At 30.3% G+C, this 11842-nt stretch carries 11 protein-coding genes and 2 tRNA genes; 4 read left to right on the forward strand and 9 right to left on the reverse strand.

Annotation, left to right across the window (positions count from 1 at the left end; genetic code table 11):
• Nucleotides 1-74 precede the first annotated feature (74 nt).
• Together mutY and L8T82_RS02615 are read left to right on the forward strand one after the other, a co-directional pair.
• The gene (gene mutY, locus L8T82_RS02610; RefSeq protein WP_263725812.1) at nucleotides 75-1103 is read left to right on the forward strand and encodes an A/G-specific adenine glycosylase; all 1029 of its coding nucleotides are present in this window, start codon (nucleotides 75-77) and stop codon (nucleotides 1101-1103) included.
• Entirely contained in the window at nucleotides 1093-1944 is an 852-nt protein-coding gene (locus L8T82_RS02615; protein ID WP_263725813.1) for a radical SAM/SPASM domain-containing protein, read from the forward strand. Before mutY ends, L8T82_RS02615 begins: the two co-directional genes overlap by 11 nt.
• Here the strand turns inward: L8T82_RS02615 and L8T82_RS02620 are convergent.
• The 4 genes from L8T82_RS02620 to L8T82_RS02635 are packed head-to-tail and all read right to left on the reverse strand — an operon-like array spanning nucleotide 1934 to nucleotide 5458.
• On the reverse strand, nucleotides 1934-2611 hold the full coding sequence (locus L8T82_RS02620) for a class I SAM-dependent methyltransferase (protein ID WP_263669969.1): 678 nt from the start codon (nucleotides 2609-2611) through the stop codon (nucleotides 1934-1936). The two genes, L8T82_RS02615 and L8T82_RS02620, sit on opposite strands and share 11 nt — an antisense overlap.
• A 1-nt stretch (nucleotide 2612) precedes the next feature.
• Nucleotides 2613-3488, reverse strand: a complete 876-nt coding sequence (locus L8T82_RS02625) for a CsgG/HfaB family protein (RefSeq protein WP_259443361.1) — start codon at nucleotides 3486-3488, stop codon at nucleotides 2613-2615.
• On the reverse strand, nucleotides 3482-4102 hold the full coding sequence (gene lpoB / locus L8T82_RS02630) for a penicillin-binding protein activator LpoB (RefSeq protein ID WP_263725815.1): 621 nt from the start codon (nucleotides 4100-4102) through the stop codon (nucleotides 3482-3484). The genes L8T82_RS02625 and lpoB overlap by 7 nt, the downstream gene beginning before the upstream one ends.
• Before the next feature lie 9 nt (nucleotides 4103-4111).
• Entirely contained in the window at nucleotides 4112-5458 is a 1347-nt protein-coding gene (locus tag L8T82_RS02635; protein WP_263665370.1) for a hypothetical protein, read from the reverse strand.
• A 54-nt stretch (nucleotides 5459-5512) separates the two neighbouring features.
• Between L8T82_RS02635 and L8T82_RS02640 the strand changes: the two genes are divergently transcribed.
• Nucleotides 5513-5600: transfer RNA gene (locus L8T82_RS02640), tRNA-Ser, on the forward strand.
• Here L8T82_RS02640 and L8T82_RS02645 read toward each other — a convergent pair.
• Entirely contained in the window at nucleotides 5601-6251 is a 651-nt protein-coding gene (locus tag L8T82_RS02645; protein ID WP_263661462.1) for a putative metalloprotease CJM1_0395 family protein, read from the reverse strand.
• A gap of 126 nt (nucleotides 6252-6377) precedes the next feature.
• On the opposite strand from L8T82_RS02645, the gene L8T82_RS02650 reads away from it, so the two are divergent.
• Nucleotides 6378-6454: transfer RNA gene (locus tag L8T82_RS02650), tRNA-Met, on the forward strand.
• A 245-nt stretch (nucleotides 6455-6699) separates the two neighbouring features.
• Here L8T82_RS02650 and L8T82_RS02655 read toward each other — a convergent pair.
• The 4 genes from L8T82_RS02655 to L8T82_RS02670 all read right to left on the reverse strand — a co-directional run bounded on the left by L8T82_RS02655 (nucleotide 6700) and on the right by L8T82_RS02670 (nucleotide 11540).
• Complete coding sequence (locus tag L8T82_RS02655; protein WP_133319183.1) at nucleotides 6700-7341, reverse strand: potassium channel family protein; 642 nt, start codon at nucleotides 7339-7341, stop codon at nucleotides 6700-6702.
• On the reverse strand, nucleotides 7338-8681 hold the full coding sequence (locus tag L8T82_RS02660) for a TrkH family potassium uptake protein (RefSeq protein WP_263725816.1): 1344 nt from the start codon (nucleotides 8679-8681) through the stop codon (nucleotides 7338-7340). The genes L8T82_RS02655 and L8T82_RS02660 overlap by 4 nt, the downstream gene beginning before the upstream one ends.
• 93 nt (nucleotides 8682-8774) lie before the next feature.
• Nucleotides 8775-10109, reverse strand: coding sequence for an anaerobic C4-dicarboxylate transporter (locus L8T82_RS02665; protein ID WP_133319185.1), 1335 nt, complete (start codon nucleotides 10107-10109; stop codon nucleotides 8775-8777).
• An 18-nt stretch (nucleotides 10110-10127) separates the two neighbouring features.
• Nucleotides 10128-11540, reverse strand: coding sequence for an aspartate ammonia-lyase (locus L8T82_RS02670; RefSeq protein WP_263661463.1), 1413 nt, complete (start codon nucleotides 11538-11540; stop codon nucleotides 10128-10130).
• Nucleotides 11541-11842 lie beyond the last annotated feature (302 nt).

The following is an 11842-nucleotide window of genomic DNA, read 5'->3' on the forward strand; positions in this document are numbered from 1 at the left end:
AAAATATTTTTTTAATTTTAACATAAAGCTTTTAAGAATAGATTGTATAATTTTTAAAAACAAAGAAAGTTTTAATGCGAAAAATTCATGAAAGTATTTTAAAATGGTATAACGAGAATGGTAGAAAAAACCTTCCTTGGCGTATTTTGCATAAAGAATATAGAAAATATGGTAGCGAGGATGATTTAAAAAAGCTAAAAAATATTGATAATGCTTATGCTGTTTATATTAGCGAGATTATGTTACAACAAACTCAAGTAAAGAGTGTTTTGCAAAATTATTATTTTCAGTTTTTAGCTAAATTTCCTTCTTTAAAAGCACTTTCTATGGCAAGTGAAGATGAGGTTTTAAAAGCTTGGCAAGGACTTGGGTATTATACTAGAGCTAGGAATATACATAAATGTGCAAAAATTTGTGTGCAAGAATTTAATGCAAAATTACCATTTGACATTAAAGAGCTTCAAAAACTTCCTGGTATTGGAGAATATACAGCTGGTGCTATAGCTTGTTTTGGTTTTTTACAAGCTAAAGCTTTTGTGGATGCAAATATTAAAAGAGTTTTGAGTAGATTTTATAGTTTGCAAAATCCAAACTCTAAACTTTTAACGCAAAAAGCAAAAGAGTTTTTAAACTATGATAATGCATTTGATCACAATCAAGCTTTGTTGGATATAGGGGCTTTGATTTGTTTACCTAAAAATGCAAAATGCAAGCTTTGCCCCATAGAGAGTTTTTGTAGTGGAAAAAATGAATATGAAAAATTTCATGTATCTAAAAAAACTCAATATGAAAATATTATTTTAAATATACTCATAGTGCAAAAAAATGAGCAGTTTTTGCTTATCAAAAGCAAAGAAAAGCTATATTTTAATATGTATAATTTTTTAGAATACAATAAAGAAAAAAATGCAAAATTCATAGGTGAATTTAAACACTCTTACACCAAATATAAAATTAATGCCAAGGTGTATTTTTTAAAAGATGATGATTTTGAAGATTTCAAAGCAAAAACATTTTCTTATAAAGAATTAGAATATCTTGCACTTTCAAAACTTGCCCTAAAGGCGTTTGAACTTTTTAAAAAGAGTGATTATGCATTTTGAGAAAATTTATATAGAATTAAGTGATATTTGTGGATTAAAATGTGATTTTTGTCCTAGTCAAAAAGCGCAAAGAAAACAAATGAGCCTTGAAAATTTTGAAAAAATTTGCAAAAGTGTGCATAGTCATGCCAAGCTTTTTACTTTTCATGTGCTTGGAGATCCTTTAAGGATTTTAAATTTAACAGAGTATCTAAAAATAGCTTTTAAATTTAATATGCAAATAGAACTTACTACAAGTGGGTTTTATTTTGATGATGAGAAAATAAAACTTGTTTTAGATTCTAAAAACATACGACAAATCAATATTTCTTTGGGTGCTTTTTTATCTCAAAGTAGAATGAGTTTAAAAGAATACTTTGAGCCTGTTTTAAAACTTATTTTTTTGCACTTGGAAAATAAAGACAATTCTTTTATCAATTTAAGACTTTGGAATTTAGATAAAAATTTCAACCCACCTTTAGAAAATGAGAAAATTTATGATTTTTTAGAGCAAAATTTTAAAGTAAAAATTCAAAAGCAAAAAGTTAAAAATCGCCTAGAAAGGCATGTTATATTACACCAAGCTAAGCTTTTTAAATGGCCTTCTTTGAAAGATGAGGTTATTAGGGAGAATGGGTGTTGTCATGCTTTAAATGGACAAATTGCTATTTTAAGCGATGGAGTTTTAGTGCCTTGTTGTTTGGATACTAAAGGGGATATAAAACTTGGAAATTGTTTTGAAAAAGATTTTAGCGAGCTTTTAAATTCGTCTTTATATATAGAATTAAAAGAAGGCTTTAAGCAAGGAATTTTAAAAGCTGATCTTTGCAAAAGATGTGAGTTTTTGCAATTTAAAAACTGATTTTCCTTGCTCGGACAATTATGATTTCAGGAAATTCTTCATCTAAAAAAGGTTCTTCAAAAAATCCATCTATGATAAAACCATTTTTAAAACAAGTGTTAAAAATTTCTTCTAAAGAACGGTGGTAGTAGTGATGTTTTACAGGTTGTTTTTCAAATGCATGCCCAAGATAATTATGCGGACTAAGATATTTTTTAGTTAATGTTACAAAACAAGGATGTTGAGTAGCAAAAACAAAAATTCCATTTTCTTTTAGTAGAGAATAAAGACTTTTAAATAAGGGCTGGATATTTTCCATATCCATGATAGCCATATTTGAAACAGCTTTGCTAAAGGTGTGTTTTTTAGCTAAATTTTGCAAAGTTAATTTATCAGTAGCATCTATAGTTTGAAAATGAATTTTATGTAGAAAATTTTTCCATCTTTGTTTTGCTAATTTTATCATTTGATCACTATAATCAAAAGCATAAACATTTATGTTGTATTTTTTGCACATATAAGCGGAAAAATTTCCATTTCCACAAGCAATATCTAGAATATAATCATCATCTTGTATGTTTAGCAATTCTTCAACTTTAGGACGCACAACTTTTTTATGAAATTCATTAGAATCATCTCCCATTTGTACATCCCAAAATTTTGCATTAATATCCCATGCTTTTTGCATTTTAAAAACCTAAATTAACTCCACCTTCATTGTTGATTTGATAGTTTGCGTCTAAACCATGTTCTATTTCTTCTTCTTTGTCATTGTCTTTAGAATGTTTAAAAATATCTTCGGTAATTTTTGTAGCTATACCTCTAAGGGCTTTTTGTTTGCTTGATTTGCTTGTAGAACTCATTTTAAATTCTAAGGTATTGGAAGCTTTGATTTGAGTTGTAGCAAATTCTATCAAACGATAATCAATGTTAATATTATAAGTTTGAGTGTTAATTTCATTTTGTGTTTGTGTTATTTTAGGGTTTAAAATAAGTAAAAAATCAGCCCCTAAAACATTATAAAGCTTAACAAGTTCATCATCGCTTGCATTTTTTATAAGTAAAGATTTTTCTTGATTATAAAGATCAAGATTTGCTCTATCTAAAATTCTAAATTTTTTACTTTGGAGCAAAACGCTTAAAAGCTCTTGTTCAAATTTAGCCGAAAGTTCATCTTTAACTTTATTGATGATAATTAGCGAACTTTTATCTTCAAGATTTTTTTCACTATAAAGTTTTTTGTAAATCACAACTTTTGCATGGAATTCATTTTGATTTGTTTGAGTTAAAGATTTAATATCATAGCTATTAAAAACTCCATTGCTAACTAAGTCTATTTCTTCATCATAACCTATATTGAAATTTCCGTTAAAACTAAATTCGAATTTTTTAAGCTTAACTTGTTTTAAGCCCTCCATTTTCCCAAGAGCTTCATTGATGGCATTTTTTATTGCTTCACTTCTTGTATTTCCAAAACCCTCACCATAACTTTCTTTGTTTAAAGCACTTTGTGCTTGACAAAAACAAACAAGAGCGAAAAAAAGAATTAGTAGTTTTTTTACCATGTTACACTCTTGCTTTTACCTGTTTTATCAATAGTTTTTTCATCTTCCCAAAAAGCTAAACCGCTAGTTAAATCTGTAAGAATTAAATGGAAAAAATATTCAGTTTGGATTTTGCCATTATAAAGTTTAACGGTATCTTGTCTGATTTTACCAGAAAGTGAGAAATTTGGGGCCAAAAGTGTGCCTTTTTTAGCTATGGAATTTTGATTAAATTCTTCATTGTCTCTTAAATCTCTTACATCATGAGATAAACTATCTTTTGCTCCACCTGCTGCTACAGCGGTTGTTAGTATAAATTTACCAGATTTTCTTAATGCTATGGTAATTTTTGAAGTGAGTTTATCTGTGTCTATTCTTTGCGGGGTGTCATTGATGATTTTTCCTATGGCAATAACTTTTCTATTAGAGTTATTTAAATTTGCAAAAGCAGGATCACTAAGCAAGCTTTGTATCATATCTTCAGCAGTTTTTTCAAAATCTTCTCTATCAAGTCCTAAAGTAAGTGCGTTTCCTTGAACTTTTTGCGAAGCTTTACCATCAGTATATTTTGGTTGTGAAGAACAAGCGCTGAAAATCAAAAGCGCAAAAACCATAAAAAATAAACTTTTTTTCATTTTATCTCCTTATTTTTCTTTAATTTTGTAAATAATATTTGAATTTGGCACAAAAGATCTTATAAGCACAATATAATTTTTATCTTTTTCCAGCTCATCTTCAAAGATTATTTTTTCTTTATCATTATAAATTTTAACTAAACCTTCATTTTTTAGCATTAAAATACTAGCACTTTTTGGTAAAGCTTGCCACATTCTAAGATCTGCTTTATTGATTAAAGCAGTGCTAACAGCGCTAATAAATGATAAAAAGCCACTAGAATCATTATTAGCTATGGCTAAATTAATTGAAGTTTTAAGAGCGCTTGAGGCTAGGGTTTTCATCACCATAGAGGGTAAAAGAGTTTTAAATTCACTTGCTATAATATCATCAAAATAAATTAGATTTTGTGTTTTTTCATCTTGACTTTGCAAGAATTTATAAGAAGCATTTCTTGATTTTAAATAAGCAAAAGCTACACTAATATTTGCAAGATTATCATTAAAAACAAATGGCAGGGTAAGATCAAATTCTTCTTTTGTAGCACTAAAACCATCTTCATAAATGATAAAAATATATTTTTGTTGAGGGAAGGATGTTTTTAAATGAGTGAATTTTTCAAATACTTGAAATTGTTTTTGAAGTTGTTTGTTTTTTACATCGCTTAATGCTACTTCTTTTAAAAGATCATAAGCTTTAATATAATCTTTATCAAAAAAGAAAAATAAAGCACTAAGATAACTAGCATAGATATTAGTATAATTTTTATTTGCGTTAAATGTGCTAAGAAGATTGTCATATTGTTTATAGATAGGGTTTAAATTTTGCTGAAAACTCGCATATGTTTTTTTATCTTTTTGAAGCTCTTTTTGGTATTCTTCTTGAGCTTTTTGTATATAATCATAAAAATATTCTTTCATTCTATCTTGTCTGTATAAAGCTCTGTTAAACTCTACTCTTGCATTTTTAAAATCTCCCAAGCTCATATAATTTAAACCTTTGTAGGTATTTAGCATAATCCTTTCGTAAAAATAACCTTGATAATCATTGATGGTGTCATTAAGTAAAATTTCGCTAAAATTTCTTGTGGCTTTCTGAAGCCCGTTTTGTAAATCTACATCATATTTGTAAGCCTCTTCTGCTTTATCAAAAAAAGCATTACTTTTTTCATAATCTTTACAAACTCTTGCTAAAGAGGCTAAATTTAACCCTGTGTATATAGTGTCTTTGTCTGCATTTTTTAAAGTTAAAGTATTTTCATCACATTGTTTGTTTACAAAGGCTTTTTCATAAGATAAATTAACATTAGCATGATTTGAACAAGCACTTAAAAAAAGTAAAATAAAAAGATAAAAACAAGAGTAAAAAAGCTTCATAAAATCCCTTTTTTTAGTATAAATTTAAAAAAATAAGTTATAATTTTCATTTTTAGAGAGGTGTCCGAGTGGTCGAAGGAGCACGCCTGGAACGCGTGTGTGGGGTAACTCACCGAGGGTTCGAATCCCTTCCTCTCTGCCACTATGCACTTTTATTATACTGACTTCCTATGTAATCTTGTGATGAATTTTGTGTGTATGATTTTATGGCTTTAGAATTTGGATTTGCTTTTTTATCGTCTTCGTCTTTATTTTTATCATTTTGAGTCTTTGATTCTTCTGCTTTTATTTTAGCTTGCTCGGTGCGCGCATCATTTTGCATTTGCATAGCATTAGCTGCTACTTTATAATCTTGGGGGCTAGGATCAGCTGGTGCCATAGCTGCAGCAATTACTTGCATAGCATTGGCTATAGTTTCTTCAGGAGTATTGCCTTTTTGCATTCTTATAGGCACTTCTCCTTCAACTGCATACATTTTATTATCAGGACCTCTTGTATAGCCAAAACTTGCAGCTCCTGCTAAGGCTCCACCTGCTGCTTGGTGGGCTGCTTCATGAGCCCTTACTTCTCTGTCGATTTTTTCAAGCTCTCGTACCTGTTTTACTTCTTCGCTACTTAAGTCTTTACCATTAACTTTTTGAGTTTTTTCATCTTTTTCTTGATCGTTTTTATTTTCTTTTGTTTGCTGTGGGTTTTCTTTTTCAGAAATATTTTCTTTTGTTTGTTCTTTGTCTTTGTTTTGATAAGGATTTTGCGTATAAAAGGCACCGCCATAACTTGAGCTAATTTGCATTAAAATCCTTTTTAAATATAATTTCATATTTTTAGCACAAAAAAGTTAAAAAATATATAAAATTTATAAAATAAGTATTTTATAAAATGTTAAGCAAAATAAAGTATAATTTTAACTTCTTTTTATGTCAGGGTAGCTCAGCTGGCTAGAGCGCTGGTCTCATAAGCCGGAGGTCGGGAGTTCAAGTCTCCCCCTTGACACCACTTAAAATATCTCTTTAATGTTATATTTATTTTTTATATTTTGTAAATTAGCTTTCAAGAATGCTTATAAGTATAGTTTTTTGATTATATTTAATTTATTGTATGGTTTTAATGTCCTTATTTTGCAAGGACATTAAAAATTTAGTGACCTAGAATATGGATCGGGTCTGTGTAGCCGTGTACTAGAGTTTCTTTTCTAGATTTATCATATTGATAGTGCAAAGTAAAAGTAGCATTTAAAATCTTCAATAATCATATTGATTAAGTTCTTCTTGAGTGCCAAGTAGCATTAATATATCGTTTAAATAAGCGGTATTTTCTAGATTTGGCATAATGCTCCAAGTATCATGTTGTTTGTGTGCAATGACTTTTAAATTTTGTCCAATGGATTGCAAGGTTTTCCCCGCTAAATTCTCATCGATTAAAAGTTTTGCTACCTTTATGGTGTTGGCTGAAAGATCTATGATTTCAAAATTTGGATTAGTGATAAGAATTTTAGCCAAACGCTTTGCAGATTCTTTTTCAGGATAGATGACTTTATTAACTCCAAGTTTTGAAAGAATTTGTCCATGTGTAGAAGAATTTGCTTTAGCTATGATATTTTTTACCCCTATTTCTTTTAAGGCCATGAAGGTAAGTATGCTTGATTCTAGATTTTCACCTATACTAAGTATGACAACATCAGCATTTGAATAGCCCGCTTCTTTCAAAGCTATGGTGTGAGTAGAATCTAAGATATAAGCAAAATCTGCATGATCTTGCAACTCTTTAACAGCTTCTTCATCAATATCTGAAACAATAACTCTTTTGCCTTGGTCAATAAGTTCTTTTGCTAAAACAGAGCCAAATCTTCCAAGTCCTATAATACCATAAGTTTCTTTTTTCATAGTATGATTTTTCCTTTTGGGTAATTTAAATATTTTTCTTTTTCTTTAAAAAATATACTAAATAAAAACGCAAGCACACCCACTCTACCGCTAAGCATTAGTAAAATAACAATAAGTTTGCTTTCGGAGCTAAAAAGCGCACTAAGTGATAAGGTCCCACCATCGCCAACCGAAACACCTACTGTGGCAAATGCTGAACTTGTTTCAAAAAGCAAAGGTAAAAAACTTTTATCATCTTCAATCAAAGATAAAAGTAACACGCAGGTAATAATATAAACAATTGAACTTACTGCTATAATGAAAGCTTTATTAATAGTTTCGCTTGGAATTTCAAAGTTAAAAATTCTTGTATTACTATCTTTGATACTCCAATATGCATAAATTAATAGTACCGCAATAGTAGTTACTTTAATGCCCCCTGCAGTTCCACCTGGTGCACCACCTACAATCATAAACAAAGATCCAAAAAATAAGCTTGCATCCTTAAAGGTGCTAAGATCAAGAGTGTTAAATCCTGCAGTTCGGTAATTTACCGCTGTAAAATATGCACTCATAATTTTATCAAAAAGAGAAAATTCTCCTATGCTTTTTGGGTTGTGATATTCAAATAAAAACACAATCAAACTTGCAAAAATGATTAGTATAATAGTGGAAATTAAAACAAGCTTTGTATGCAGACTTAGACTAGCAAAGCGTTTTTTTGAAAAAAAGTATAATTCTAGCAATACAAAATAGCCCAAACCGCCAATAATAATCAAAGAGGTAATGATAAAGTTAATCCAAAAATCATCTCTATAAGGCATTAAACCACTTTCAAATATGCTAAAACCTGCATTATTAAAAGCAGAAATGGAGTGAAAAATACTAGCCCATAGAGCATCAGTTAAATTCATATCTAATTTAAATCTTAAAAATAATAAAACAGCACCAACAATTTCAATAGCAAATACAAAAAATAAAACCTTTTTCAAAAAACCTACAAGTCCATCAGCACCAGGATAAATTAAGGATTCTCTTAAAAGATTTTTTTCTCCAAAACTCATCTTTTTTCGTACTAAAATATATAAAGCCATGGCTATACTCATATAGCCTAAACCACCTATTTGGATAAGTAGTAAAATAATAAGCTGTCCATAAAAACTAAAATCTAATGAAGTATTTAGCACAATGAGTCCTGTCATACTTACAGCTGAAGCACTAGTAAAAAATGCATCTAAAAAAGATATTGGTTTAGTGTGCATAATGGGTAGCATAAGGATGAAAGTGCCAAAAAGAGCTATAAGTATATAACCTATAAATAAGATTCTTATATTATTTCTATCTAAAGATAATTTTGCCATTTTATTTCTTTAAAAATTAAAAAAATATTCTACTTAAAATTAGTTAATAAGTAAAAGAAGAAAACTTTCCGCTAAAAGCGGAAAGTAAGAGCATTAAAGCATTCCTACTGCTAAAAATCCTAATGAAACAGCAATAGCAATAGCTAATACACCCGGAATAAAGAATGCGTGATTAAATATGAATTTTCCAATTCTTGTTGTACCTGTATCATCCATTTGAACTGCACCTAATAAAGTAGGATAGGTTGGAAGTACAAAAAGTGCTGAAACAGCAGCAAAACAAGCAACTAGCATATAAGAATCTGCAGGATTTGTAGCTGAAATTCCTAATGCAGCAACGATAACTGGGACAATAGCTTTTGCAGTAGCTGCTTGAGAGTATAAAAGCATACTAGCAAAGAAGAAAGCAACTGCAAGCATAGCAGGAGTTTGTTTAACCCATTCACCCGCTACTTCTTTAATACCTGCTTCATGGCCTGCAACGAAAGTATTTCCAAGCCAAGCAACACCAAATACACATACACAAGCTGTCATACCTGATTTAAATACACTTGTATCTAAAATTTTTGCAGGTTCAACTTTACATAAGAATGTAATTAAAGTTGCAGCAGTTAATAAAAAGCTCATAATTGCAGCATCTCTTGGGATAACTACAGGATCAATCCATTTAATATTATTAGAAATTGCAGTAGCATAAAGAACAACTGCTAATACCGTAAATAAAAATATAGCAACTGAAAGTTTTGCACCCGGTTTATCTTCACTATGTAAAACATCTGAAGCACTTTTTACAAGACCAGCTTTTAAGCGTTCTTGATATACAGGGTCTTTGCTAAGATCCATTGGGGTAATTAAACTTACAATAAAAGCTGTAATCATACAAGCAGCAAAAGTAGTTACAATCCAAATTCCAATTAATGCAGGATAGTTCCAGCCAAGTGGCTCTAATACACCAGTCATATAAACAACAGCAGCACTAACTGGAGAAGCTGTAATACCAATTTGTGAAGCAACAACCATTAATGAAAGTGGAGCTGATGGCTTAATATTTTGAGATTTTGCAACATCAATAACAACAGGCATTAATGAAAATACTGCATTACCGGTACCTGCTAAAATAGTAAGTAACCAACCGCAAGCTGGTGCAAGATAATTAATGAATTTTGGGTGTTTACGCAAAATTCTTTCAGTAACTTTTACCATGTAGTCTAAGCCACCTGCTTGTTGCATTGCAGAAATCGCAGCAATAGCAGCAGCGATGATTAAAATAACATCCCAAGGAATATTACCTGGCTTCATGCCTAAAACAAGACCTAAAATAACAACACCCAAACCTCCGGCATAGCCTATTGCTATGCCGCCAAGGCGGATACCTATGAATATTGCCCCAAGGAAGACAACAAGTTGTAAAATAATCATAATATCCATGATTAAACTCCTAAGTTATTAAGCTTTTCTTTTTTCTGTCATATGAGGATTTAACATATTTTCTGGTGTTAAAATCTCATCAATTTTTTCTTTTGGTAAATAGCCTCTTTCAAGGCAAATATCACCTACTGCTTTTCCAGTTTCTAGAGCTTCTTTTGCAATACTTGCTGATTTTTCATAACCTAAAACAGGATTAAATGCAGTCACGATTCCGATTGAATTTAATACAAGTTTTTTGCAGTTTTCAGGATTTGCTTTTAATCCTTTAATAGCTTTTTCAGCTAAAGTTTTCATTGCATTTTCAAGCAATACGATCGAGTTAAATAACCCATAAGCAATGCCTGGCTCAAAAGCATTAAGTTCAAATTCACCTCTTTCAGAGCAAAGCATAATAGTAACATCATTACCTATAACTTCATAGCAAGCTTCGCCAACTGCTTCACAAATTACAGGGTTTACTTTACCTGGCATAATAGAACTACCCGGTTGCATAGCAGGCAAACTAATTTCAGCTAGACCGCATCTTGGACCTGAATTCATCAACCTTAAATCATTTGCGATTTTAGATAATCTTACAGCTGCAGTTTTTAATGCGCCACTTACATGTACAAAATCAGCTGTATCTTGAGTAGCTGCAATGAAATCTTCAGCAGGTTTAAAATCAACACCAGTGATTTCTTTTAATTTTTTTTCAACCACAAATTTATAATCAGGGTGGCAGTTAATTCCTGTTCCAATAGCTGTAGCACCTAAATTTAAATAGCTCATTGACTCACGAGCTGCTGTGATCTTTTCAATATCACTTTTAATATAGCTAGCAAAAGCATTGAAAGTGTTTCCTAAGGTTGTAGGAACCGCATCTTCAAGTTCTGTTCTACCCATTTTGATGATATCTTTGTATTCTTTAGCTTTAGCTTCTAATTCAGCTTTTAAACCTTCCATAGCTTTTAAAAGATCACTAAGTTTTGCATAGGTTGCTACTTTGATTGAGCTTGGATAGGTATCGTTTGTAGATTGACCTAAATTTGTATGATCATTTGGGTGAAGGTATTGATATTCTCCTTTTTTATGACCCATACTTTCAAGAGCAATATTTGTGATAACTTCGTTAGTGTTCATATTTGTGCTAGTACCAGCACCACCTTGGATCATATCCACAACAAATTGATCTAAAAATTCACCAGCAATCAATCTATCGCAAGCTTTAGCAATAGCATCAGCTTTATCTGCATCAAGAACTCCAACTTCTTTGTTAGCTAGAGCAGCTGCTTTTTTAACTTGAGCAAAAGCTTTTACAAAATAAGGATAATCTTGTAGTCTTCTACCACTCATATTGAAGTTTTCTAGTGCTCTAAAAGTTTGCACTCCATAATAAACTTCATCAGAAATTTCTAACTCACCAATAAAGTCGTGTTCTTTTCTTGTTCCCATGATGTACTCCTTGTGGGTTTTATTTAAGTTTCGTTTATGAACTTAATAGGTATTATATAACAATTTTTTATAAAAGTTTCATAAAATTTTCCAATTTTTTCTAATTTTAATAAAAATATATAAAATAATATAAAGTATTGATATTCATTTTCTAAATAGTGGATATTTTATGAATAATTTTATTTATAATGATATTAATTATATTTATTTTTTGTATATTTTTTTGAAGCATTTGTTGAAGTTATGATTGTAATGGGTATGATTTTTCAGATAATTTGATTATAAGCTATCATCTTAACACT

The organism is Campylobacter sp. IFREMER_LSEM_CL292 (assembly GCF_025771615.1).
Lineage (GTDB): Bacteria > Campylobacterota > Campylobacteria > Campylobacterales > Campylobacteraceae > Campylobacter_D > Campylobacter_D lari_D.

Coding starts and splice junctions, on each gene's coding strand:
- mutY (WP_263725812.1), top strand. CDS start 75: ATGCGAAAAATTCATGAAAGTATTTTAAAATGGTATAACGAGAATGGT.
- L8T82_RS02615 (WP_263725813.1), top strand. CDS start 1,093: ATGCATTTTGAGAAAATTTATATAGAATTAAGTGATATTTGTGGATTA.
- L8T82_RS02620 (WP_263669969.1), bottom strand. CDS start 2,611: ATGCAAAAAGCATGGGATATTAATGCAAAATTTTGGGATGTACAAATG.
- L8T82_RS02625 (WP_259443361.1), bottom strand. CDS start 3,488: ATGGTAAAAAAACTACTAATTCTTTTTTTCGCTCTTGTTTGTTTTTGT.
- lpoB (WP_263725815.1), bottom strand. CDS start 4,102: ATGAAAAAAAGTTTATTTTTTATGGTTTTTGCGCTTTTGATTTTCAGC.
- L8T82_RS02635 (WP_263665370.1), bottom strand. CDS start 5,458: ATGAAGCTTTTTTACTCTTGTTTTTATCTTTTTATTTTACTTTTTTTA.
- L8T82_RS02645 (WP_263661462.1), bottom strand. CDS start 6,251: ATGCAAATTAGCTCAAGTTATGGCGGTGCCTTTTATACGCAAAATCCT.
- L8T82_RS02655 (WP_133319183.1), bottom strand. CDS start 7,341: ATGAAAAAAGAAACTTATGGTATTATAGGACTTGGAAGATTTGGCTCT.
- L8T82_RS02660 (WP_263725816.1), bottom strand. CDS start 8,681: ATGGCAAAATTATCTTTAGATAGAAATAATATAAGAATCTTATTTATA.
- L8T82_RS02665 (WP_133319185.1), bottom strand. CDS start 10,109: ATGGATATTATGATTATTTTACAACTTGTTGTCTTCCTTGGGGCAATA.
- L8T82_RS02670 (WP_263661463.1), bottom strand. CDS start 11,540: ATGGGAACAAGAAAAGAACACGACTTTATTGGTGAGTTAGAAATTTCT.